Origin of the sequence: Sphingomonas epibiotica, from assembly GCF_039615155.1 — a bacterium.
Classification (GTDB): domain Bacteria; phylum Pseudomonadota; class Alphaproteobacteria; order Sphingomonadales; family Sphingomonadaceae; genus Sphingomonas.
Window position 1 is genome coordinate 105,730 of the sequence record NZ_JBDGHY010000006.1, and the last position, 24,346, is coordinate 130,075.

Below are 24,346 nucleotides of genomic sequence, written 5' to 3' on the forward strand. Positions count from 1 at the left end.
CCCAGCCTAACTTCTTTTCTTCGCGTCTCCGCGCCTTCGCGTGAAAATCAATCCTCCAACGTCACCGACATCGCCGCCTGATGCGACTGCCCCGGCGCGACGCGGTGGATGCCCGGCTTATCGAAGATATCGCCATCGAACCCTTCCGGATCGGCAATCCCGTCCCATGGCTCGATGCAAACGAAGCTTGCACCCGGCTTGGTCCAGATACCCAGCTTCGGCATCCCCGGAAAATCGACCCGCAACCGCGGCCCGTCCTCGGCCCCGTAGCGTACCCAAGTGCTTCGAACCGGATCGAAAACCAGCGCATCCTTCGCGAACAGTTCGTCGGTCAGCGTCAGCACCCGATCGACCACCGGATCGGGCCGCCGCTCCGGCGCGATGGTCCCGTTGGCGGCAATCGCGGCGACCGTGCCAACTTCCGCGTCCGAAAACACCATCCGATGCTCCGCCCGCGGCCGGCCATAAGGCAGCGGCCATGCGAACGCCGGATGGAAACCGATGCTCGCCGGCAGGTCGCGATCGCCGGTATTCGTCACCGTCACCTCGCTATGGAGGGTAGCGCCGTCCAGCCAGTGTTCCACGTGAAGCATGAACGCGAACGGATACACTTTCCGCGTCTCTTCATCGTCGACCAGTTCGAACCGGACGGAAGTGTCGCTCTGTGCAACCTTCGTAAACTTCCGCCGCCGCGCAAAACCGTGCTTGGCCATGTGGAAGACCTCGCCATTCACATGATAGCGGTCATCCTGCACCGCGCCGATGATCGGGAACAGGATCGGCGCATGGCCGGTCCAGAACGCCGGATCGGCATTGGTCATCAACTCGCGGCCATCGGCATCCTTCATCGAATGCAGCTCGGCACCCAGCGGTTCGACCGCGACGGTCAGCGTGCCGTTGGTCAGGGTCACGGTCATGCGCGCAGGCTCCCGCCGATCTTGGTCGCCGCAGCGACGATCTTGTCCGATATCGCCTTCAATTCGGCATCGGTGAAGCTCTTGGCGCCCGGCTGCAAGGTGACCTCGATCGCGAGGCTCTTGTGCCCCGGCTCGACGCCGGCACCGGCGAACACGTCGAACAGCCGCGCATCGACGATCGCCGCCTTGTCCGCGCCGCGCACCGCCCGCACCAGTTGATCGCCGGTCACGCTGTCGGCGACGACGAACGCGAAGTCGCGCGTCACCGCCTGCAATGCCGGCGGTGCATAGGCTCCACGCATCGCCCCGCCGCCACGCTTGGCCGGCAGCGCATCGAGATAGAGTTCGGCCGCGACCGTACCGGCCGGCAGGTCGAACGCCTTGGCAATCGTCGGATGCAGCACGCCGAAGCTCGCCAGCACCGTCTTCGGCCCCAGCCGCAGCGTCGCCGACTGCCCCGGATGATAGACGTCGCCCGATGCTTCCATAACCTGCAAATTGCCGACCGGCGCCCCCGCCGCTTCGAGCAGCGCCAGCAACTCGCCCTTGGCATCGAACGCGTCGAAGCCCTGCGCCTTGCCGCCGCGCCAGCCGCGCGGGGCGCGCTCGCCCGCGAACACGATGCCCAGCGTCATCCGCTCGGCATCGGCCAGATAGCGCCGCCCGATCTCGAACAGCTTCACGCTAGACTGGCCGCGCTTCAGGTTTCGACCCGCCGCACTCAGCAGACCGGGCAGCAGCGACGGGCGCATGATCCGCATGTCATTGGCGATCGGGTTCACCACCTCCCACGCGCCGCCACCGAAGGGCGCGGCTTCGTCCTCGGCGATGAAGCTCCACGTGATCGCTTCGGCCAGCCCACGCGCCGCCGCCGCCCGCCGGATGCGGCGCTCCAGCTTCTGCTCAGGGGTAGCGGTCGGCACCGCCACGCCCGCCGGCCGGTCGAGCGGGGTCGAGGGTACCTTGTCCAGCCCCTCGATCCGAATCACTTCCTCGACCAGATCGGCGGTCCCGTCGATATCGCGCCGCCACGACGGCACGGTCACCTGCCAGCCATCGCTGACCGAAAAGCCCAGTCGTTCGAGGATATCGCGCTGCCTATCCTCGGCCACGTCCAGCCCGCCCAGCGTCGCCACCCGCTCCGGTTGATGCGTGATCGTCCGCGGTTCAACCGGCGGCGATCCCGCCTTGGTTACGCCGCTGGCGGTCCCACCGCACAGTTGCAGCACATAATCCGTCGCGATGGCGAGACCCTGGTCCAGAAACGCCGGATCGACCCCGCGTTCGAACCGCGTCCGTGCATCGCTGGTCAACGCCAGCTTCTGCCCGGTCCGCGCGATCGCCTCGGGCGTGAAATAGGCGCATTCGATCAGCACGTCGGTGGTCGTCTCCGACACGCCCGAATGCTCGCCGCCCATGATCCCGCCAATGTCGTGGACGGCGGCATGGTCGGCGATCACCGTCTCGCCGCCGGCCAGTGTGTAGGACTTGCCGTTCAGCGCAACGACGCTTTCGCCGGCCATCGCCTTGCGCGCCACCAGACCGCCGTTCAGCTTCGCCATGTCATAGACGTGCAGCGGCCGCCCAAGGTCGAACATTACGTAATTGGTGATATCGACCAGCGTCGAGATCGGCTTCTGCCCGATCGCGGTCAGCCGGCGGCGCATCCAGTCGGGCGACTCGCCGTTGCGCAGCCCACGCACCGCCTGTGCGTAGAAGGCCGGGCAGCCTGCTTCATCCTCGACCCGCACGTCGGGCCCTGCGCCCTCGCCCGCAACCACCGGCACCGCCAGCGGCTTGAGCGTGCCATAGCCCGCCGCCGTCAGATCGCGCGCGATCCCGCGCACGCCCATGCAATCCTGCCGGTTCGGGGTGATGCTGACATCGATGACCGGATCGTCCAGCCCGGCATAGGCGGGGAAGGGGGTGCCGACCGGTGCGTCGTCGGGAAGTTCGATGATCCCGTCGTGATCCTCGCCCAACTCCAGTTCGCGGGTCGAACACATCATGCCATTCGATTCGACGCCGCGGATCGCCGCGACCTTCAGCACCATGCCATTGGCCGGCACCGTCGCGCCCGGCATGCCGAACACGCCGACCAGCCCCGCCCGGGCATTGGGCGCGCCGCACACGACCTGCAACGGACCGTCGCCGGCATCGACCGACAGCACCTGCAGCTTGTCGGCCTGCGGATGCCGTTCGGCGGTCAGGACGCGGGCGACGCGGAACGCGGCCAGCTTCTCGCCCGGATTCTCGACGCCCTCGACCTCCAGCCCGATGCGGGTCAGCCCTTCGAGGATCGTGTCGAGCGACGCATCGGTGTCGAGATGCTGCTGGAGCCAGCCATAGGTGAACTTCATGCCGTCACTCCCCCCGACAGCGTGGGAACGTCCAGCGCCGAAAATCCATAATGTTTGAGCCAGCGCAGATCGCCGTCGAAGAACGGCCTAAGGTCGTCCATGCCGTATTTCAGCATCGCCAGACGATCGACGCCCGTGCCGAACGCGAAGCCCTGCCACTCGTTCGGGTCCAGCCCGCACGCCGCGATGACCTTTGGGTGGACCATGCCGCTGCCCAGCACCTCCATCCAGCCGCCATTGCCCTTGGTCGGGTCACCGCCGACCACGCGCCGCCCCTTTTCCAGCGTATAACCGATATCGACCTCCGCCGACGGTTCGGTGAACGGGAAATAGCTCGGTCGCAGCCGCAGCACGATGTCGTCGCGCTCGAAATAGGCCTTCAGGAACGTCTCCAGCGTCCATTTGAGATGCCCCATATGGATGCCGCGATCGATCACCAGCCCCTCGATCTGGTGGAACATCGGCGTGTGGGTCGCGTCGCTGTCGCTGCGATAGACCCGGCCCGGCGCGATGATGCGGATCGGCGGCTTTTGGGACATCATCGTGCGGATCTGGACGGGGCTGGTGTGCGTGCGGAGGACGTAGCGTTCGGTCGCGCCGGCGGCGGAGCCACCGTCGTCGGACGCTGCCTGGACAGCGCCGCCCGCGCTTGCGCCGGTCTCGCCCTGCGGGTTTCGGCGCTGCGCGTAGAACGTGTCATGCATCGCTCGCGCCGGATGCGTCTCCGGAATGTTGAGCGCGGTGAAATTGTGCCAGTCGTCCTCGATCTCCGGCCCCGTCGCCACCGCGAAGCCCAGATCCGCGAAAATCTCCGCCAGTTCGTCCATCACTTGGCTGACGGGATGGACCCCGCCCGGCGCCGGCCGATCGACCGGCAACGTCAGGTCGACCCGCTCGCTCGCCAGCTTCGCCGCCAGCGCCTTTGCCTCCAGATCGGCCTTGCGCGCACCGATCGCGCTCGTCACCGCCTCGCGCAGCGCGTGGATGCCGGGTGCCACCGTCTGCCGTTCTTCGGGCGACAGCGCGCCGAGCGTCTTCAGCAGGCCGGTAATCGCCCCCTGCTTGCCCAGCGCATGAACGCGCACCGCCTCCAGCGCGTCGACGCCGGCAGAGGCGTCGATGGCGGCGAGCAGGTCGGCACGCAATTGGTCGAGATCGGGGGTCACGGTCGCTCCGCTGGTCTGGATATGGAGCGAGGCTTTATTGCGGAACGATGGCGAAGCCTAGCCCCGTGGATAGGTCGGACCATTGGGGGTTGGTGGTTTCGATCAAGGTCAGCTTCCAGTTTCGCTGCCATTCCTTGATCCGCTTCTCGCGCTGGATCGCGGTTTTCATCGTTTCATGACACTCGAACCAGACGAGGCGGTGGCAGCGGTTGCGGCGGGAGAAACCATTGAAGGTACCCTCGCGATGCTGATGGATGCGCTGGATCAGATTGCCGTGACGCCGGTATAGATCGTGCCGTGCCGTCCGCTGGCGACGATATAGACGCAGGGTTCCCGGGCTGGCTTCATATTTGGAAGCTACCCCACTCGTCATCCCGACGAAAGTCGGGATCCATGGACGGGGGAAGGCTGATGGAGCGCGCTACCGCTAACGTCGCGTGTCCATGGATCCCGGCCTGCGCCGGGATGACGATGAGCACAAAAAACGCCGGCGGGTTTCCCCGCCGGCGTTTCTCTAGTCCCAAACAGGAACCGCAGCTGTTACGCGGCGGCCTGTTCCGGCAGGGCGGCCTTCGCCTGCGCGACGATCGCCTTGAAGGCGGCTTCCTCGTGCATCGCGATATCGGCCAGGACCTTCCGGTCGAGTTCGATGCCGGCCAGCTTGCAGCCATGCATGAACTGCGAATAGGTGATGCCTTCCGCGCGGACACCGGCGTTGATGCGCTGGATCCACAGACCACGGAAGGTCCGCTTCTTCACCTTGCGGTCGCGATAGGCGTACTGACCGGCCTTTTCGACGGCCTGGCGCGCGATGCGGATGGTGTTCTTGCGACGGCCATAATAGCCCTTCGCCTGATCCAAAATCCGCTTGTGCTTCGCCTTGGTGGTCGTGCCGCGCTTGATGCGTGCCATGTCTCGTTACTCCTTAGCGAAGACCGTAGGGTGCCCATGCCTTGATGTGCGCGACATCGGCATCGGCGAGGACAGAGGTCCCCCGGTTCTGACGGATATACTTCGCGTTGTGCGAGATCAGGCGGTGGCGCTTGCCGGCGACGCCGTGCTTCACCTTGCCGGTGGCGGTGAACTTGAAGCGCTTCTTGACGCCGCTCTTGGTCTTGAGCTTGGGCATTTTGGTCTCCTCAAAAATCACGACGTGCGGATTGCCGCGGCAGCCCCAGATGGCCGGGCGAATCCCGAAAGGTCGTGGAAAGAGCGCGCCCCTAACCCGGATGCGCGCGGAACGCAACCACCGGAACTCGTTACGGCAGCGAACGGTTGAGGGACGATGGCCGAAGTTTCCCCGACGAACGGCGCCCCAGACGCCCCCCGCGCCCGCAACTGGCGGCGGATCGCGCTCAGGACGCTGGTCGGCGTGGTCGGAACGATCTTCCTGTCGTGGCTGATCCTGTTCGTCACCAAGGGCCGGTTCCTGAAAGGAACGTTCGAACGGATCGCATCGTCGCAAAGTGGCCGCACTGTCCGCGTCGCGGGCGATTTTCAGTTCTACTTCAATCCGGTCGACCTGAAATTTCTTGCCGAAGGATTATCGGTGTCGAACCCCGACTGGGCCGGCGGCGGCAATCTGTTCGAAGCGAGGAAACTCGACAGCTCGACCGCGACGCTGACCTTCCTGTTCGGGCGGCGGCGGGTCAACTGGCTCGAACTCGACGGCGCGCGTGCCGACCTCCATTGGGACGTCGCACGCCAGCGCAACACTTGGACCTTCGGCGACCCGAACAAGCCGGGCAAGAAGCTCGACCTGCCGATCGTGCGCGCAGGCACGTTCCGCGACACGCGCATCCGCTATCGCGACCCGCAATTCCTGCTCGACGGCAATTTCACGCTCGACACGGTCGAGACCAGCGACGCGCAATTCGCCGGCGCGATCCGTGCGACCGGGCAGGGGACGGTGCGCGGCCGTCCGTTCCGCCTGACCGGACAGTTGCAGTCGCCCGATGCGACGATCCGCGGCGGACAGAATCAACTGACCGCCCGTATCGAGGTCGCGCGATCGGTCGCGATCCTCGCCGGTACCCTGCCCGGGCCGACCGAACTTGACGGATCGAACCTCGCTGTGCGGCTGCGCGGGCGCAACCTGTCGGACGTGTTCGCGGTGCTCGGCATCGTCACCCCCGACACCCGCACCTATCGCCTGACCGGGCGGATGACCAAGGACGGTCCCGACTGGAAATTCACGCGGCTGCGCGGGGTGTTCGGCGACAGCGATCTGGCCGGCAGCCTGACCGTGACCCAGCGCGAGCCGCGGCTGTTGCTGACCGCCGACCTGACGTCGCGCGCACTCGACATCGTCGATATGTCGGCGTTCGTCGGCTATGATCTCGAGCGCGTCGAGGCGCAGGGCGCGGCCGGCGTGATCGAGCGCGAAGGCGGCGCCCCCCGCCTGCTCCCCGATGCGAAGCTGAACGTCGAGGCATTGCGCAATTTCGATGCGAAGGTCCGGTACAAGGTCGGTACGGTCCGTGCGCGCAGCCTGCCGGTGTCGAACGTCGACCTCACGCTCGACCTCAATGACCGGCTGCTCAAACTCTCGCCGCTGACCTTCGCAATGGCGCGCGGCAATGTCGCATCCGACGTGGTCATCGACGCGCGTCGCCGCCCCGCCGTCACCGATTACGACATCCGCCTGTCACCGACGCCGATGGGGCGGCTGCTTGCCGGTTGGGGCGTCGAGGAAGCGGGCACGTCGGGCACGGTCAAGGCGCGGGTGAAGCTGACCGGCACCGGCGACACGGTCCATGATTCGCTGGCCAGTTCGAACGGCCGTATCGCGGTCATCCTGCCCGCCGGCAGTTTCTGGACGCGCAACGTGCAATTGTCCGAACTCGACCTTGGCACCTTCGCGCAGAAGATGTTCGAGGGGCGGCTGAAGGAACCGGTGCGCATCAATTGCGGCCTGATCGGCTTTACCGTCCGGAACGGGGTCGCGGCGGCGGACCCGATCCTGATCGACACCCAGAAGAATGTCATGGTCGGACGCGGGGGTTTCAGCTTCCGCAACGAATCGATCGACCTCGCCGTTCGCGCCGATTCGAAGCGCTTCTCGCTGTTCGCCGGCCAGTCGCCGGTCGGCATCGGCGGCTATTTCGCGCAGCCGCGTTATTCGGTCATCAGTCCCGAACTGTTGGGGCGTGCCGGGGCCGGGCTGGGGCTGGCGGTGGTGGCGACGCCACTGGCGGGCGTGCTGGCCTTCGTCGATCCGGGCGATGCGAAGGGCGCGGCGTGCGGCCCGGTCCTCGCCGGCGCGACCGCCCGGGCGCAGCGGACCAAGGACGGCGAACCGCGGGATGACGTTGGTCGAGGGACGACCGCCAAGGCGGAGAATGGCCGCTCAAACCGGGGCGAGCGCAAGGAACAGCGCAAGAAGTTTCTGGGGATTTTTTGAAGAAGAAGATCGGGGTTCGCGCGAAGGCGCAAAGGGCGCAAAGGGGGTTCCCATGCCGCGACGCGGCTCTTCCATCACTGTGCAGCGCATAAGAGGCTTCGCCGGACAGGCTACCGCCGCCGCGTACGCAACCCCTTAGCGCCCTTTGCGCCTTCGCGCGAAAATCATCCTTTCTATTTTTTCTTCGTGTCTCTGCCTTCAGCCTGAACCTCACATAATCCCTGGAAACGCCCCGCCATCGATCAACAGGCTCTGCCCGGTGATGAACCCGGCCCGGTCCGAGCACAGGAACGCGCAGGCCGCACCGAACTCGGCCGGGTCGCCGATCCGCTTGGCTGGAATCGCCTGCGCCCGCTTCGCTTTCTCCTCCTCGGGCGTCGTTCCGTTCTTCTGCGCCGCCGCTTCGCTCATCGATGCGATGCGCGCGGTGTCGAACGATCCGGGCAACAGGCCGTTGATCGTCACGTTCGATCCCGCCACCTGTCGCGCGATGCCGGCGACGAACCCGGTGAGGCCGGCTCGCGCTCCGCTCGACAGGTCCAGCCCCGGCAGCGGCATCTTGACCGAGCCCGAGGTGATGTTGACCACCCGTCCGAACCCGCGCTCGACCATGCCGGGCAGCACCGCCTGCAACAGCAGCGCCGGGGTGACGAAATTGCTTTCCAGTCCCGCGCGAATGCCGTCGGCTTCCAGTTCGGTATAGGGCTTGACCGGCGGTCCGCCATTATTGTTGACGAGGATGTCGGGATCGGGACAGGCGGCGAGCAGCGCGGCACGCCCTTCCTCGGTCGACAGATCGGCGACGATCTCGGTCACCGTCACGCCGGTCTCCTCCCGGATCGCCGCTGCGGTCGCGGCGAGTTTCGCCGCGTCGCGTCCGTTGACGACGACATCGACCCCGGCCCGCGCCAGTTCCAGCGCGCACGCACGACCCAGTCCCGCGCTCGACGCGCACACGATCGCCTTGCGGCCGGCAATTCCCAGATCCATCGTTCGTCCCCTACTTCTTGAGCCGCCACCCGGTGCGGAAGATAACGGCGATCACCGTGACGCAAATGCACAGAAACCCGAAGGTCGCACCCAGGCTCGCCGCCACCGGAACATCGCCGACCCCGAAAAAGGTCCAGCGAAACCCGCTGATAAGATAGACGATCGGGTTGAACAGGCTGATCGTCCGCCACACGCCCGGCAGCATGTCGATCGAATAGAAGGCGCCGCCCAGAAACGTCAGCGGCGTCACCACCAACAGCGGGATGACCTGCAACTGTTCGAACCCCTTGGCCCATAGCCCGAGGATGAAGCCGAACAGGCAGAAGGTGACCGCCACCAGCAGCAGATAGCATAGCGCCCAGAACGGGTGCGCGACCTGTACATCGACGAACAGATGCGCGGTGGCGAAGATCACCAGCGCGACGATACACGATTTGCTCGCCGCCGCCCCGACATAGCCGACCAGCGTTTCCAGCGCCGAAACCGGCGCCGACAGCAGTTCGTAGATGGTGCCCGACCATTTCGGCATGAAGATACCGAAACTGGCGTTGAAGATGCTTTCGGTCAGCATCGTCAGCATGATCAGGCCGGGGACGATGAACGCGCCGTACGGCACACCGCCGACCTCGTTCATCCGGCTGCCGATCGCGGTGCCGAACACCACGAAATATAGTGAGGTCGTGATGACCGGCGTCATCAGCGAGGTCCAGATCGTCCGCCCGAACCGGGCGAGTTCGAAGCGATAGATGGCCAGCACGCCATGCCAGTTGAACGTCATGCCCGGCCCTCCTGTTCGTGCACCAGGCCGACGAAGATATCCTCGAGACTCGACTGCTTCGTTGCGATATCCTTCCACGCGATCCCCGCCTCGTCGGCGGCGCGCAGCAGCGCGCGCACGCCATTATCCTCGGCATTGGCGTCGAAGGCGAAGGTCAGCGCATGGCCTTCGTCGGTCAGCGTCAGCGGCCAGTGCGACAGCGCGCCCGGCACCTCCGCCAGCGGTTCGGACAGGGTCAGGGTCAGCGTCTTCTTGCCCAGCTTGCGCATCAACGCCGCCTTCTCGTCGACCAGGATCAACCGGCCCTTGGCGATCACGCCCACCCGGTCGGCCATTTCCTCGGCCTCCTCGATATAATGGGTGGTCAGGATGATGGTGACGCCCCGTTCGCGCAACTCGTGGACCAGCCGCCACATGTCGCGGCGCAACTCGACATCGACGCCCGCGGTCGGTTCGTCGAGGAACAGGATGTCGGGTTCGTGGCTCAGCGCCTTGGCGATCATTACCCGGCGCTTCATGCCGCCCGACAATTCGGTCATCTTCGCATCGCGCTTGTCCCACAGGGTCAGGTCGCGCAGCAGCTTTTCGATGAACGCCGCGTCGCCATGCCGCCCGAACAGCCGGCGCGAGAATGTAACGGTCGCCATGACCGTCTCGAACGCGTCGGTCAGCAATTCCTGCGGTACCAGCCCGATCCGGGTCCGCGTCTCGCGATAATCGCGCACCGTGTCGAACCCGGCGGCGGTGATCGTCCCCGCACTCGGCGTGACAATGCCGCACACGATGCTGATCAGCGTCGTCTTGCCCGCCCCGTTCGGTCCCAGCAGCGCGAAGATCTCGCCCTTGCCGATATCGAGATCGGTCGGCTGCAACGCGACGGTGCCGGACTTGTACGTCTTGGCGACGCCCCGGATCGAAAGAATGGTTTCCATGGAACGGCTTGTTCCATGGTTTGATGACGGAGAAAAGGCTCAGGCGGCCGGCGCCGTCTTCGCCTTGCGCGCCTCCGCGACCGCTGCCTGCAATGCCGGTAGCGTCTGGGCACCGCCCAGCACCTGATCGCCTACGACCCATGACGGCGTGCCGCTGAAGCCGAGGACGCCCGCGGTCTTCAGATTGCGTTCGATCTCGCCCGCAATCTGTGGCGACGCGATCGCAGCGCGGGCGGCATTGACGTCGAGCCCGGCCGCCTTCGCCGCCGCGCCGATCGTGGCGTCATCGACCCGCCCGGCCGCGTACAGCGCGTCGTGGAACGGCTTGAACTTGCCCTGTTGCGCCGCCGCCAGCGCCCACTCGGCGGCGGTGCGGCTGCCCTGCGACAGGATCGGCAGCTCGCGATAGACGATGCGGACGTTCGGATCGCTGGCGATCAACCCGCTGATCGCCGGCAGGCTCGCCCGGCAGAAACCGCAGGCATAATCCAGATACGCGACGACGCTGACATCGCCATTCGGGTTACCCGCGATCGCACCGGGAAAGGGTTCGACGATCGCCGCGCGATTGGCGGCGACCGCCTTGCCCGCTTCCTTTGCCTGCAACCGCCGCATCGCTTCCGGCAGAATTTCTGGGTTGGCGAGGATGTAGTCGCGCACCACCGTCTCGGTCGCGGTCTGGTCGGTCGCCACCCGCTGCGCGACGATCGCCCCGCCGGCGCCGGCCAGCGCGGCTGCCACCAGCATCGCGATATTGCCCATCCGGCCCATGGTCAGCCCCGCCGCCTGCGATTGCGCTTCTCTTCCTCGAACGCGGTCTGCGACGTCATTTGAATATCCTGTGCCCGTATCCAGTCGGTCGACCCCTGCGGCAACAGCGCCATCGCCCGCCGCGCACTGGCCAGCGCCATGCCGTTATCGCCGATCAGCGACGTATATTCCGCCATCGCCAGCGCGACGCGCGCGGGATCGCCGCGCCGTTCGTAGAGGATGCTCAACTGGTACCACGCGAACGGATTCTGGTTGTCGCGCGCCACCGCCTGTTTGAGCACCCGTTCGGCTTCGTCGAGCAGTGCCGGGTCCTCCGCCGCGATCAGCGCATGACCGAAACTAGCGGCGATCAGCGGCGACGACCGCGTCCGCTCGGTCGCCTCGCGCAGTGCCGACAATGCTTCCTTCGGCTTCCCCGATTCGAGCAGGATCTGCCCTTCGAGTTCGAGGAAATAGGGATCGTCCGGCGCCGATTTGACCAGCGCCAGCGTTTCGTCCGCCGCCTGCTCGGGATAGCCCGATTTGTGATAGGCATAGGCGCGCGCGTAATGGGCATAGACGCTCTGATCGCTGGCCGGATAGCGACGCAGCGTATCCTTGGGATCGCTAACATAGCCGCGCAGCTTCGCCTGCACCCGCTTGAACCGGACTTCCAGCGCCGGATCGGTCGGTGTCTTGAACGAAGGCGAGGACTGCACGTCCTGCGTCAGATTGGCGATGCGCTCACCGCTGAGCGGATGGGTGCGCTGGTAGCTATTGTCCTGCGGGATGGCGAGGCGATATTCCATGTTCTGGAGCTTCTTGAAGAAGTCCAACATCCCCTGTCCCGACACATCGGCGCTGCGCAGGAATCGGGTACCGGCGGCGTCGGCGGAACTCTCCTGCGTCCGGCTGAACGCCAGATAGCTGCTCATCGCCGCCTGCTGTCCCGCCGCGAGGATGCCTGCGCCCGCCTCGCCGGCACCTGCCGCCATCGCCGCGACGCCCAGCAACAGGCTCAGCACGGTAATGCCGGTCGCCGGGGCCATCCCGCGGCCCGCCAACGGCACGTGCCCGCCGACGATATGACCGATTTCATGGGCAATGACGCCCTGGACCTCGTTGGCGTCGTCGGCGGCGTCGATCAGACCCGAATGGATATAGACCGTCTGCCCACCCGCGACAAAGGCGTTGATCGACTTGTCCTGCAACAGCACGACGTTGAAGTTGCGTGGATCGAGCCCCGCCGCGACCGCGATCGGCCGCGACATGTCGTTCAGTAACGCCTCGGTCTCGGCATCGCGCAGCAACGACTGCGCGGCGGCCGGCTGTACGAACAGGAAAATAGCGGCAGCAATGCCGCCCAGCGCGCGCTTCATGAACGTCCTTATCGGCCATCGGCCGGACACGGGTCAACGCCGCCTCTTGCCGGGGGGCGCTGAACCGCGGCTTAAGCGATCGCGCGCAGTTGCGAAGGCGCGCCGAACAGCTTGATGCCCAGTGGCGGTTTGGAAAGGTCGCCGCCGCGCGCCCGCACCGCGAAATCGACGATACGCCCGACCGAATCATATCCGCAAGGCTTCGACACGACGCCGAGCGCGCCGTCGATGCCGTCGTCCAGCAAATTTGGGTTGGCGGTCAGAAAAATGACCGTGGTACCATAGTTGCGGCCCAGCATCCGCCCGATCATCGGCCCGGTCGGCCCATCGCGTAGATTGCAATCGACCAGCGCGACATCGGGCCTCGCCGTCGCCAGTTCCATCGCCCCTGTCATGTCGGCGGCAATGCCGACGGGGCGATAGCCATGTTCCTCTAGCGACGCTTCGAGGTCGATCGCTACCAGCATCTCGTCCTCGACGATCAGGACAGTGGGCGAGGAAGGGTACGCATGGGACATATCAACCGCTGGCAACGCAGCAAGGTCGCATCCGGTTCCGGTTGCCGTCGCCGGCAATGATCGTGCGCATAGTCGCCGATATTCGCAACAACATGGGTTGTATAGCGGCAACGACGCCGCTAATGGCCGCGGCGGGCCACGCTGTCCCAACGCAGCGCGTGCTCTCTGTGAGGAGAGACTGACATGACTGATCTTCCGCCGAAGCCGGCGACGACCCCTGCGCGTCCCTATTTTTCGTCCGGCCCCTGCGCCAAGCCGCCGGGCTGGTCCGCCGACCGCCTAAATCCCGTCAGTCTCGGCCGGTCGCACCGCTCGAAGATCGGCAAGCAGCGTCTGCAATATTGCATCGACCTGATGCGCGAGTTGCTCAAGCTCCCCGACACCCATCGCATCGGCATCGTGCCCGGTTCGGACACCGGCGCATTCGAAATGGCGATGTGGATGATGCTGGGCGCCCGTCCGGTCACCGCGCTCGCATGGGAAAGCTTCGGCGAGGGCTGGGTGACCGATGCGGTCAAGCAGCTCAAGATCGATCCGACCGTCGTGCGCGCCGATTACGGCCAGCTGCCCGACCTCACTGCGATCGACTGGACCCACGACGTCCTGTTCACCTGGAACGGCACCACGTCGGGCGTGCGCGTGCCGAACGCCGATTTCATTCCCGCCAACCGCGAGGGACTGTCGTTCGCCGATGCCACCTCGGGCGTGTTCGCCTATGACATCGACTGGGCGAAGATCGACGTCGCGACCTTCTCCTGGCAGAAGGTGCTGGGCGGCGAGGGTGCGCATGGCGTGCTGATCCTCGGCCCGCGTGCCGTCGAACGCCTCGAAACCTATACCCCTGCTTGGCCGCTGCCCAAGGTCTTCCGTCTGGTGTCGAAGGGCAAGCTGACCGAAGGCATCTTCAAGGGCGAGACGATCAACACGCCGTCGATGCTGGCGGTCGAGGATGCGATCTTCAGCCTCGAATGGGGCAAGTCGCTTGGGCCGAACGGTTTGATCGCGCGCAGCGACGCCAATGCCGCGGCGCTCGACAAGATCGTCGACGAGCGCGACTGGCTCGGCCATCTCGCCGCCGATCCGGCGACCCGGTCGAAGACCAGCGTCTGCCTGACCGTCGAGGGTGCCGACGAGGCGCTCATCAAGAAAATGGCATCGCTGCTCGAGGCCGAAGGCGCCGCCTATGACGTCGCGGGATACCGCGATGCCCCGGCGGGCCTGCGCATCTGGTGCGGCGCGACCGTCGATACGGCGGATATCGAGGCGCTCGGCCCTTGGCTCGACTGGGCCTACGCGACCGCCAAGGCGGCATAAAAGCCCTCTCCCCTTCAGGGGAGAGGGTTGGGAGAGGGGTAGTCGTGCCACCTTTCCGCCCGCTCCCCGACTTCCCCTCTCCCCGGCCCTCTCCCCTTAAGGGAAGAGGGAGGTAAGGAATTCGACATGCCAAAAGTTCTGATTTCCGACAAAATGGACCCCAAGGCCGCCCAGATCTTCCGCGAACGCGGGGTCGAGGTGGATGAGATCACCGGCAAGACGCCCGAAGAGCTGATGGCGATCATCGGGGACTATGACGGCCTCGCCATCCGGTCCTCGACCAAGGTCACCAAGGCGATCCTCGACGCTGCCAAGAATCTCAAGGTCGTCGGCCGCGCCGGCATCGGCGTCGACAATGTCGACATTCCCGCCGCATCGGCCGCCGGTGTCGTCGTGATGAACACTCCGTTCGGCAACTCGATCACCACCGCCGAACATGCCATCGCGCTGATGTTCGCGCTCGCCCGCCAGCTGCCCGAGGCCGATGCCTCGACCCAGGCCGGCAAGTGGGAAAAGAACCGCTTCATGGGCGTCGAGCTGACCGCAAAGACGCTGGGCCTGATCGGTGCCGGCAATATCGGCTCGATCGTCGCGGACCGCGCACAGGGTTTGAAGATGAAGGTCATCGCCTTCGATCCGTTCCTGTCGCCCGAACGCGCGATCGAGATCGGCGTGGAGAAGGTCGAGCTGGATCAGCTGCTCGCCCGCGCCGACTTCATCACGCTGCACACCCCGCTGACCGACCAGACCCGCAACATCCTGTCGGCGGAAAACCTCGCCAAGACGAAGAAGGGCGTGCGGATCATCAACTGCGCGCGCGGCGGGCTGATCGACGAAGCGGCGCTGAAGGCGGCGCTCGACAGCGGTCATATCGCTGGCGCGGCGCTCGACGTGTTCGTGCAGGAGCCGGCGAAGGAGTCGCCGTTGTTCAACACGCCGAACTTCATCTCGACCCCCCATCTGGGTGCGTCGACCAGCGAGGCGCAGGTCAACGTCGCAATCCAGGTCGCCGAGCAGATGGCCGATTTCCTCGTGTCGGGCGGCGTCACCAACGCGCTCAACATGCCGTCGCTGTCGGCCGAAGAGGCGCCGCGCCTCAAGCCGTACATGGCGCTTGCCGAAAAGCTCGGCTCGCTGGTCGGACAGCTGACCACCGGCGTCATCGCCCGCGTGTCGGTGCATAGCGAAGGCGCCGCCGCCGAGCTGAACCAGAAGCCGATCGTTGGCGCGGTGCTGGCCGGGTTCCTGCGCGTCCAGTCGGACACGGTGAACATGGTCAACGCGCCGTTCCTCGCCAAGGAACGCGGCATCGAGGTGCGCGAAGTGCGCAACGACCGCGAGGGCGATTACCACACGCTGGTTCGCGTATCGCTCAAGACCGACGCCGGCGAACGGTCGGTCGCGGGCACGCTGTTCGGCAACGCGCAGCCGCGTCTGGTCGAACTGTTCGGCATCAAGGTCGAGGCCGACCTGGCCGGACACATGCTGTACGTCGTCAATGAAGACGCGCCCGGCTTTATCGGCCGCATCGGCACGACGCTGGGCGAAGCGGGCGTGAATATCGGTACCTTCCACCTCGGTCGTCGCGATGCCGGTGGCGAAGCGGTGGTGCTGCTGTCGGTCGACGAAGCAGTGACGCCGGAACTGGTCGCGAAGGTCCGTGCCCTTCCGGGCGTGAAGACGGTGATGCCGCTCAAGTTCTGATCGGTTTGTTGTTGTGAGCGCACGGGCTGTCGGAGCGATCCGGCAGCCCGTTCGTGCATCCGGCGCGGCGACGGTTTCGCCGCGCCACGACTCGCGCTAGGGGAAGCGCCATGAACGATACCGGCCTCCTGCCCGAAGGGTTTCACGACCGCCTGCCCCCCGCCGCCGATGGCCTGCGCCGTTTCGAAGGAGCGGTGCTGGGCGTCGCGCATGGCTATGGCTATGAACAGGTCGACCCGCCGCTCGCCGAGTTCGAAGCGGGACTGGCCGGGCGGCTGAAGGGGACGGCGGCGACCGATGCGGTGCGCTTCGTCGATCCGGTCAGTCAGCGTACGCTGGCCATCCGCCCAGACATCACCGCGCAGGTCGCGCGGATCGCGGCGACGCGCATGGGCCATCACCCGCGCCCGGTGCGCTTGTCCTATGCCGGACCGGTGCTCAAGCTGCGTGCAGGCGAGCTCGCCCCGCGCCGCGCGCTGCGGCAGATGGGCGCCGAACTGATCGGGCTCGACAGCGTAGCGGCCGCGACCGAGATAGTGACCGTCGCGGTGGAGGCATTGGCGGCGGCGGGCGTCACCGACGTCTCGATCGACTTCACCCTGCCCGATCTGGTCGCGACGCTGGCCGGCGATCCGCCGGGACCGCAGCATGATGCATTGATCGCGGCGCTCGACGCGAAGGATGCCGGGCGCGTCGCGTCGATCGATCCCGCCTATCTGCCGCTGGTCGAAGCGGCGGGACCGTTCGACGCCGCCCTCGCGCGCCTTCGGGCGACCGACCAGGCCGGGCGTCTGGCCTCGCGGCTCGACGCCATCGAGGCGGTGGCGGCGACGCTTGCGGGCCGGGTGGCGGTGACGCTCGATCCGACCGAGCGGCATGGCTTCGAATATCAGAGCTGGCTGGGCTTCTCGCTGTTCGCGCAAGGGGTGCTGGGCGAGATCGGGCGCGGTGGCAGCTATACCGTGTGCCATGTGGATGGCCGCGAGGAGCCGGCGGTCGGCTTCTCGCTTTACGCCGATGCGCTGCTCGATGCGGGGCTGGGTGCGAAGGACCGGCGGCGGTTGTTCCTGCCGCTCGGCACCGATCCGGCGGAGGCGGCGCGGCTGCGCGGCGAAGGCTGGGTAACGGTTGCGGCGCTTGATGCCGACGATACGCCCGGGGCGCAGCTATGCACCCATCGGTGGACGGACGGCGCGATCACACCGCGCTGATAAGAAAAGGGGCGGCACATCGGCCGCCCCTTATCCGGTTATTCGCCAGCCTTGGGCTTGCGGCCACGGCGGCGCGGCGCTTCGCCTGCTTCGCCTTCGACGGCGGGTTCAGCCGTCTCGGCACCGCGCGCCTTGCGGCCGAGGCCGATGCGCTTGGCCATGTCGCGGCGGCTCTGCGAATAGGTTTCGGCGACCATCGGATAGTCGGGACGCAGGCCGTACCGCTCGCGATAGGTCTCGGGCGTCAGGCCGTGGCCGGCAAGGTGACGGCGCAGCGTCTTGTACGGCTTGCCATCGATCATCGAGATGATGTGGTCCTTCGACGCCAGCGACTTGCGCACCGACACCGCGGCGACATGTTCCTGCTGCGGCGCGGCCTCTTCGGGTTCGACATTGCCCGATGCCAGACCGAGAACCGTCGCGTGCATGGTTTGCAGGAACGTCGGAACATCCTCTGCGGCGACGCGGTTGTTGCCATTGTTCAACCAGGCGATTGTCAATTCGGTCGCCAGTTCGATCGCGTTCAGTTCGGATCCGTCTTCGGACATGGAGTTCTCCTTTTCTGATGCCGGCTTTGCGTCGCATCAACCATCAGGTCAATGGGTCCGATCTGGTTAGATGGCAGTTTTGAAACGTTTATGCGAAATATTTTACCGCTCACAACAGTCCGGGGGCAATGGATTATCCTGGATTGACTTGGGTAGGGCGAACAGGTCCGTACCGTAACTGACTTGCGGTAATTACGCGGTTCGGACCGGGAATGGGACAGTTTGGACGCGGCAATGCTGCACCGCGAACGGCAGAAGGACGAAGGACGAATGGACGTGCCGGTGATCGAAACCAGTGATCCCGTGTGGCGCGATATCGCAGATCAGATACCGGTTCCGGCATGGACCGCTGACAGGAACGGCCGGCTCCTATGGACCAATCGTCCCTGGCAGGACGAGAACGGCGCAGTATCGTCGGGTGATCTTTGGTTCTGTTCGCTGGCTGCGGAAACACGGGGCGCGGCGGTGGACGAATGGCGGGCGGGAACGGCAAGCGGTCGTCCCTTCGTTGTGCGCATCGGCGATCACGAGGACGGAACCGTCTTCTCCGTCACACCGACACATCCCGATGCGGCCGGCAATTGCCGCTGGACGGCGGTGGCGACCGGTGACGCCGCGCGCCGCGAGGCCGAATCCGCCCGCGCCGCCACGCGCGCCGAACTCAACACGCTGACCAACGCGATGCCGCAAATGGTGTGGGCGACGCGTCCCGATGGTCATCATGATTTCTACAATGCGCAATGGTATCGCTTCACCGGGGTGCCCGAGGGATCGACCGATGGTGAAGGTTGGAACGGGATGTTCCATACCGACGATCAGGACCGGGCATGGACGCGCTGGCGGCACAGTCTGGCGACCGGCGAGGATTACGAGATCGAATATCGGCTGCGCCATCGCAGCGGGAAATACAGGTGGGTTCTGGGTCGGGCGCTGCCGGTACGCGATGGCGATGGGCGGATCGTTCGCTGGATCGGTACCTGCACCGACATCGATTCGGCCAAGCGCGCCGCCGAGCAGAACGACATCCTCAGCCGCGAACTCAGCCACCGCATCAAGAATATCTTCGCGATCATCACCGGGTTGATCCGCATGTCCGCACGGCGAATGCCGGCGATGCGCGGCTTTGCCGACGAACTGGCCGCACGCGTCGCGGCACTGGGCGCGGCACACGACCTTGCCCGGCCACACAGCGACATATCGCGCCCCTCGGTCGGCGAAGCGACGCTGCATCACGTACTGCGCGACCTGCTGGCGCCCTATGCCGCGGAACAGTGGCAGATCACCGGCGACGATGTGGCGATCGACGATCGCGGAGCGACGCCGGTCGCGTTGCTGTTTCACGAACTGGCGACCAACGCCGCCAAATATGGCGCGCTGTCGACCGCCGACGGACGGGTTTCAATTCGGACGAGCCGCCGGGGGGGCGTCCTGATGATCGACTGGCGCGAACTTGGCGGTCCGGCGATCGTCGGCGCGCCCGATACGGTGGGCTTCGGTACCCGGCTGGCGACGCTCAGCATCGAACAGCAACTGGCCGGCACGATCACGCGCGACTGGCGACACGAAGGGCTGGCGGTGCAGATCGAGGTCGCGTGCGACGCGCTGGTCCGTGAACCCCGGACCGACGCCGCCGACTGACACGAAAAGGGCGACCCGTCGGGGCCGCCCTCTCGTTCGTAGCGCCGGACGCCGCGATCAGTTGCCGAAGGTGCGCTGCCACCAGCCGCGCCGCGGCGTCGGATTGTCGCCATCGGCGGACGCGTCTTCGGCAGCGACCGGCTCCGCAGCGGCCGGTTCGGGCGCTGCCGGTTCGGGTGCGGCCGGTTCTGGCGCAGGCGCCGCTTCCACCCCTTCCACTTCCGCTTCGACGACCTTGCGGCGCGGCGCGCGGCGCTTCTTGGGCGCGGGCGCCGCTTCGGGCTCGGCGGGTGCCGGTGCCTCCTCGGCAACGGCCGGCTCGGCATCAGCCTTGCGACGGCGCGTCCGCTTCGGCTTGGGTGCCTCAGCAACCGGTTCGGCTTCGACCGCAGGGGCCTCGACCGGCTCCGGCGTCACGATCGGCGCCGCGTCGCCGGCTTCGACGGTCGCCGGTTCGGCCGGCGCCTGTTCGGCCGGCGCCTGTTCGGCAACCGGCTCGACCTTGGCACGTGCGCTCGGGCGGCGACGGGTCCGCTTGGGCGCGGGTGTCGGTTCGGCCTCGACCGCTTCCACCTCGGCGACCGGCTCGGCCGCAACGGGTTCCTCGGTTGCGGCCGGTTCGACGGCGTCGTCGTCGGCGGGCAGGTCGGCGACGGTGCCAGCACCATCGGCGGCATCGAACGCGCCCTCGCTCCGGCGACCACCGCGGCGGCCACGACGACGACGCTTGCGCCGGCTGCCGTCATCGGCGGTTTCGGCAGTTTCCGCTTCGGGAGCGGCCCCATCGCTCGCTTCGGCTTCGCCCGCTTCGGCATCGGCCGGTTCGTCGGCGTCGATTTCGCCATCGGCACCGTCACCGGCATCGCCCTCGGCTTCGCCTTCCTCGCGATTGCGACCGCGACGACCGCGACGGCGGCGGCGGCGCTTGCCGCGACCTTCGCCTTCGTCATCGCCGCGCGGCGCACGCGCGACTTCCTCGACCGCTTCGTCCTCGACCTCGTCGTCGATCTCGTCCTCGATGTCGTCATAGGCATCGTCCTCGTCGTCGATGACGACCAGCGGCTCGATCTTCGGGGGATGCGCGGGCGGCGGGCCGGACGCTTCGACCGCCATACGCGCGCCCTCGATCTCGGCATCGGGCACGATCTCGACGGTCACGCCGTACCGGTCCTCGACCTCGGCGATGTCCGCCCGCTTCTTGTTGAGGACATAGAAGGCCGCTTCCTGGCTGGCGCGCAGCACGATCAGCGACCCGCGACCGCGCGCGGCCTCGTCCTCGATCAGGCGCAGCGCCGACAGACCCGCCGACGAAGCGGTGCGGACCAGACCGGTGCCTTCGCAATGCGGACACTGGCGGGTCGATGCCTCGAGTACGCCGGTGCGCAGCCGCTGGCGGCTCATTTCCATGAGGCCGAAGGCGGAGATGCGGCCGACCTGGATGCGGGCGCGATCGTTCTTCAGCGCCTCCTTCATCGCCTTCTCGACCTTACGGACGTTCGATCCATGGTCCATGTCGATGAAGTCGATGACGACCAGACCGGCCATGTCGCGCAGGCGAAGCTGGCGCGCGATTTCCTGCGCCGCTTCGAGGTTGGTCGCGGTCGCGGTCTGTTCGATATTATGCTCGCGGGTCGAGCGCCCCGAGTTGATGTCGATCGACACCAACGCCTCGGTCGGGTTGATGACCAGATAGCCGCCCGATTTCAGCTGCACGACCGGATTGTACATCGCGGCCAGCTGATCCTCGACATGCGCGCGCTGGAACAGCGGCACCGCGTCGGCATATTGCTTCACCCGGCGCGCATGCGCGGGCATCAGCAGCCGCATATAGTCCTTGGCGTGGCGGAAACCGTCCTCGCCCTCGACGATCACCTCGTCGATATCCTTGTTGTAGATATCGCGGATCGCGCGCTTGATCAGGTCGCTGTCGCCATAGACCAACGCCGGCGCCGACGATGTCAGCGTCTGTTCGCGAATCCCGTCCCACAGCCGGGCGAGGTAATCGAAGTCGCGCTTGATCTCCTGGCGCGACCGCTGGAGCCCGGCGGTACGGACGATGCAGCCCATCGACGCCGGCAGCGTCAGTTCGGCCATGATCGACTTCAACCGCTTGCGATCGGCGGCCGAGCTGATCTTGCGCGAAATGCCGCCGCCATGCGCGGTGTTGGGCATCAGCACGCAGTACCGGCCGGCGAGCGACAGATAGGTGGTCAGCGCCGCGCCCTTGTTGCCGCGCTCTTCCTTGACGACCTGTACGAGCAGCACCTGCCGACGGCGGATCACGTCCTGGATCTTGTAGCGGCGACGCAGGTTCAGCCGGCGCTGACGCAGCGCCTCGACCGCGGCGTCGTCGCCGCCACTCTTGCGCTTGCGCGGGGCGGGGGCGTCCTCGCCCTCCTCGTCGTCGTGATGCTCGTCTTCGTCCTCGTCACGCTCGACGACCTCGACACCGCCCTCGGCATCGTCGTCATGATCGTGATCGTCATAATCGACATCGTCGTCATGCTCGCCGGCACGCAGCGCGGCTTCCTCGGCGGCATGCGCGGCTTCCTCGGCCAGCAGCGCGTCGCGGTCTTCCTTCGGGATCTGATAGTAATCCGGGTGGATTTCCGAAAAGGCGAGGAAGCCGTGGCGGTTGCCGCCGTAATCGACGAACGCCGCCTGCAACGACGGTTCGACCCGCGTCACCTTGGCGAGGTAGATATTGCCCTTGAGCTGCTTGCGCTCGGCCGATTCGAAATCGAATTCCTCGATCCGGTTACCCTTGACGACGGCGACCCGGGTTTCCTCCCGGTGGCGAGCGTCGATCAACATCCGCGTGGTCATGATAGTCTCTCCGGGCGCGCGGGACGGCTGTGCCAGTCGGCGCGCCTAAACGCGCGGCGGGGTCTGTGCCCGGTGCCTGCGCGCGATTGCTGGGATATGCGTCTGCTTGCACGGGCAGTCCGGAAACCTCCGGGCGGACAACCGTCGCCCCGACGCCGGCCGCGACAGCGGCACAGGCGGTACGGGACGGAACTTGCCACATGCGAACATCAACCTGAATAAATCCCGCAGGCGGTTGCGCGCGGGATGTCGCGTCGGCTCCGCCGGGACAGGCCCGGCACCGACGTGGGCATAGGCGTAGCATTCGTCACCGTGAACGGCAACAGCGCGGCCATGCTTCCTTATACGGTTAAATTGGCGGGCGTTTTAGGTTAAGTTAACCTTCACCATGATTATTAGGACCTGTTTGTCGCCGAAGCCGGTAGGACGCGGGTTCGCGAAAAAGGGGGAAGAGGCGTTTCGTCATGGCTTTGCGCGGGACCAGCTTTCGGATCGGACGTCCCGGCGTGCGGCACGCGGTCGCGCTGTCTCTGGCGTGCGCGACCCTCGCATCCCCCGCCGCCGCCCAGCGAATCGATGGCGTGAAGGTCGATAGCGACCGGATCGTCGTTGATCTCGACACGTCGGCCCGCGCCGCCAGCAGCTTCGCCATAGCCGGCCCCGACCGCATCGTCATCGACCTCGACGGTATCCGTCCCGGCGGACGCAGCGATGCCGGCGGATCGGTACGCGCGGTACGGCAGGGCATGCGCGGCGACGATGGCAGCCGCATCGTGCTCGACCTTGCCGAATTCGCGATGGTTACCGGTGGCGGCTTTTCCGACGGGGGACGTCGTCTGACGCTCGACCTTCGCCCGGTAAGTGTGCAGCGTTTCGCGCGCGCGGCCGGGGGCGGACGGATGCGCTTCCTGCCCCAGCCGGTGGTTGGCGCGATCGTGCCGGCGTCTTCCTCGGCGGCGATGGTCGTCGACCGCCGCCAGCGCGCGACCGCCAGCGTCGCAGTACCGGGAACCCGCGCCCGGCGTGGCCTGCCATTGCCCAAGGTGGACGGCGATGCCGACCGGCCGCTGGTCGTGATCGATGCCGGTCATGGTGGGCATGATCCCGGCGCGATCTCTCCGCATGGCGGGCTGCGCGAGAAGGACCTGACGCTCAAGACCGCCCGCACCATCCGCGACGCGCTGCTGGCGGGTGGCCGGGTCCGCGTCGCCATGACCCGCGATCGCGACCAGTTTCTGGTGTTGCAGGAACGCTATGCCATCGCCCGCCGACTGGGGGCGAGCCTGTTCATCTCGGTCCATTGCGACAGCGCCGACAATCCTGACGCCAGCGGTGCCAGCATCTATACCCTGTCCGAAGTCGCCTCCGACCGCGAAGCCGCGCGATTGGCGGCGCGCGAGAACAAGGCGGACATTCTCGCCGGGGTCGATCTCGGCCGGCAATCGGCCGATATCTCTTCGATCCTGATCGACCTCACCCAGCGCGAGACGATGAACGAATCGGCCGGCTTCGCCCGATTGCTCGGGCGCGAAGCGAAGGGCGTGATCCCGCTCAAATCCAACTATCACCGCATGGCGTCACTAATGGTGCTCAAGGCGCCCGACCTGCCGTCGATCCTGTTCGAAACCGGCTATCTGTCGAACGAGGGCGATGCGAAGCGGCTCGATTCGGTCGAGGGTCGCAAGGCGATCGCGAAGAGCGTGACGCAGGCGGTGGAAATCCATTTCGCCCGGCGCATGGCGGCACGGTGACGCCGGGTGCAAATTTTGCCGATCCGTTCGTCCTGAGTAGCCGCTGAGCCTGTCGAAGCGGCGTATCGAATGACCGCGCCGGTCAGGTGCTTCGATACGGGTCTTCGACTTCGCTCAGCCCCTGCTCAGCACGAACGGCCAGATCGTGATGACATGAAGCC

20 protein-coding genes are annotated in these 24,346 nt (G+C 66.3%); 6 read left to right on the plus strand and 14 right to left on the minus strand.

Going from position 1 to position 24,346, the window contains the following annotated elements; translation table 11 throughout:
* Nucleotides 1–47 precede the first annotated feature (47 nt).
* The 6 genes from AAIO73_RS13215 to rpmI form a co-directional block, all read right to left on the minus strand.
* On the minus strand, nucleotides 48–917 hold the full coding sequence (locus AAIO73_RS13215; protein ID WP_345878675.1) for an aldose 1-epimerase family protein: 870 nt from the start codon (nucleotides 915–917) through the stop codon (nucleotides 48–50).
* Nucleotides 914–3,277 carry a phenylalanine--tRNA ligase subunit beta gene (pheT, locus tag AAIO73_RS13220; protein WP_345878676.1) on the minus strand — a complete coding sequence of 788 codons (2,364 nt, stop codon included), beginning with the start codon at nucleotides 3,275–3,277 and terminating at the stop codon, nucleotides 914–916. Before pheT ends, AAIO73_RS13215 begins: the two co-directional genes overlap by 4 nt.
* Nucleotides 3,274–4,443, minus strand: coding sequence for a phenylalanine--tRNA ligase subunit alpha (pheS, locus tag AAIO73_RS13225; protein ID WP_345878677.1), 1,170 nt, complete (start codon nucleotides 4,441–4,443; stop codon nucleotides 3,274–3,276). The genes pheT and pheS overlap by 4 nt, the downstream gene beginning before the upstream one ends.
* Before the next feature lie 34 nt (nucleotides 4,444–4,477).
* The gene (locus AAIO73_RS13230; protein ID WP_526023805.1) at nucleotides 4,478–4,816 is read right to left on the minus strand and encodes a GIY-YIG nuclease family protein; all 339 of its coding nucleotides are present in this window, start codon (nucleotides 4,814–4,816) and stop codon (nucleotides 4,478–4,480) included.
* Between the two features lie 167 nt (nucleotides 4,817–4,983).
* A complete protein-coding gene (gene rplT / locus AAIO73_RS13235) occupies nucleotides 4,984–5,355 on the minus strand; it encodes a 50S ribosomal protein L20 (RefSeq protein ID WP_055757215.1) in 372 nt (123 codons plus the stop codon).
* A gap of 13 nt (nucleotides 5,356–5,368) precedes the next feature.
* On the minus strand, nucleotides 5,369–5,572 hold the full coding sequence (gene rpmI, locus AAIO73_RS13240; protein WP_056457646.1) for a 50S ribosomal protein L35: 204 nt from the start codon (nucleotides 5,570–5,572) through the stop codon (nucleotides 5,369–5,371).
* A 156-nt stretch (nucleotides 5,573–5,728) separates the two neighbouring features.
* On the opposite strand from rpmI, the gene AAIO73_RS13245 reads away from it, so the two are divergent.
* Nucleotides 5,729–7,846: an AsmA family protein gene (locus AAIO73_RS13245; protein ID WP_345878678.1), complete on the plus strand. Its 2,118-nt coding sequence runs from the start codon at nucleotides 5,729–5,731 to the stop codon at nucleotides 7,844–7,846.
* A gap of 210 nt (nucleotides 7,847–8,056) precedes the next feature.
* Here the strand turns inward: AAIO73_RS13245 and AAIO73_RS13250 are convergent, their stop codons facing one another.
* The 6 genes from AAIO73_RS13250 to AAIO73_RS13275 form a co-directional block, all read right to left on the minus strand.
* The gene (locus AAIO73_RS13250) at nucleotides 8,057–8,836 is read right to left on the minus strand and encodes an SDR family oxidoreductase (protein WP_345878679.1); all 780 of its coding nucleotides are present in this window, start codon (nucleotides 8,834–8,836) and stop codon (nucleotides 8,057–8,059) included.
* Nucleotides 8,837–8,846: 10 nt separating this feature from the next.
* Entirely contained in the window at nucleotides 8,847–9,614 is a 768-nt protein-coding gene (locus AAIO73_RS13255; protein WP_345878680.1) for an ABC transporter permease, read from the minus strand.
* On the minus strand, nucleotides 9,611–10,546 hold the full coding sequence (locus AAIO73_RS13260; protein ID WP_345878681.1) for an ABC transporter ATP-binding protein: 936 nt from the start codon (nucleotides 10,544–10,546) through the stop codon (nucleotides 9,611–9,613). The genes AAIO73_RS13255 and AAIO73_RS13260 overlap by 4 nt, the downstream gene beginning before the upstream one ends.
* Before the next feature lie 39 nt (nucleotides 10,547–10,585).
* Nucleotides 10,586–11,317: a DsbA family protein gene (locus tag AAIO73_RS13265; RefSeq protein ID WP_345878682.1), complete on the minus strand. Its 732-nt coding sequence runs from the start codon at nucleotides 11,315–11,317 to the stop codon at nucleotides 10,586–10,588.
* A 2-nt stretch (nucleotides 11,318–11,319) separates the two neighbouring features.
* On the minus strand, nucleotides 11,320–12,675 hold the full coding sequence (locus AAIO73_RS13270; RefSeq protein ID WP_345878683.1) for a M48 family metalloprotease: 1,356 nt from the start codon (nucleotides 12,673–12,675) through the stop codon (nucleotides 11,320–11,322).
* 71 nt (nucleotides 12,676–12,746) lie between these two features.
* Nucleotides 12,747–13,193 (minus strand): response regulator, encoded by a 447-nt coding sequence (locus tag AAIO73_RS13275; protein WP_345878684.1) that lies wholly within the window; start codon nucleotides 13,191–13,193, stop codon nucleotides 12,747–12,749.
* Nucleotides 13,194–13,376: 183 nt separating this feature from the next.
* Here AAIO73_RS13275 and AAIO73_RS13280 point away from each other — a divergent pair, with 183 nt between their 5' ends.
* The 3 genes from AAIO73_RS13280 to AAIO73_RS13290 all read left to right on the plus strand — a co-directional run bounded on the left by AAIO73_RS13280 (nucleotide 13,377) and on the right by AAIO73_RS13290 (nucleotide 17,422).
* On the plus strand, nucleotides 13,377–14,507 hold the full coding sequence (locus AAIO73_RS13280) for a phosphoserine transaminase (RefSeq protein WP_345878685.1): 1,131 nt from the start codon (nucleotides 13,377–13,379) through the stop codon (nucleotides 14,505–14,507).
* A 126-nt stretch (nucleotides 14,508–14,633) separates the two neighbouring features.
* On the plus strand, nucleotides 14,634–16,211 hold the full coding sequence (serA, locus tag AAIO73_RS13285; protein ID WP_345878686.1) for a phosphoglycerate dehydrogenase: 1,578 nt from the start codon (nucleotides 14,634–14,636) through the stop codon (nucleotides 16,209–16,211).
* Between the two features lie 110 nt (nucleotides 16,212–16,321).
* Entirely contained in the window at nucleotides 16,322–17,422 is a 1,101-nt protein-coding gene (locus tag AAIO73_RS13290; RefSeq protein ID WP_345878687.1) for an ATP phosphoribosyltransferase regulatory subunit, read from the plus strand.
* Between the two features lie 38 nt (nucleotides 17,423–17,460).
* On the opposite strand, the gene AAIO73_RS13295 is transcribed toward AAIO73_RS13290, so the two are convergent.
* Entirely contained in the window at nucleotides 17,461–17,970 is a 510-nt protein-coding gene (locus AAIO73_RS13295) for a Ros/MucR family transcriptional regulator (protein ID WP_345878688.1), read from the minus strand.
* 234 nt (nucleotides 17,971–18,204) lie between these two features.
* On the opposite strand from AAIO73_RS13295, the gene AAIO73_RS13300 reads away from it, so the two are divergent.
* The gene (locus tag AAIO73_RS13300; RefSeq protein ID WP_345878689.1) at nucleotides 18,205–19,608 is read left to right on the plus strand and encodes a PAS domain-containing protein; all 1,404 of its coding nucleotides are present in this window, start codon (nucleotides 18,205–18,207) and stop codon (nucleotides 19,606–19,608) included.
* Nucleotides 19,609–19,665: 57 nt separating this feature from the next.
* Here AAIO73_RS13300 and AAIO73_RS13305 read toward each other — a convergent pair whose 3' ends face one another.
* Nucleotides 19,666–22,434 carry an Rne/Rng family ribonuclease gene (locus AAIO73_RS13305; protein WP_345878690.1) on the minus strand — a complete coding sequence of 923 codons (2,769 nt, stop codon included), beginning with the start codon at nucleotides 22,432–22,434 and terminating at the stop codon, nucleotides 19,666–19,668.
* Nucleotides 22,435–22,898: 464 nt separating this feature from the next.
* Between AAIO73_RS13305 and AAIO73_RS13310 the strand changes: the two genes are divergently transcribed.
* Nucleotides 22,899–24,185 (plus strand): N-acetylmuramoyl-L-alanine amidase, encoded by a 1,287-nt coding sequence (locus AAIO73_RS13310; protein ID WP_345878691.1) that lies wholly within the window; start codon nucleotides 22,899–22,901, stop codon nucleotides 24,183–24,185.
* Nucleotides 24,186–24,346 lie beyond the last annotated feature (161 nt).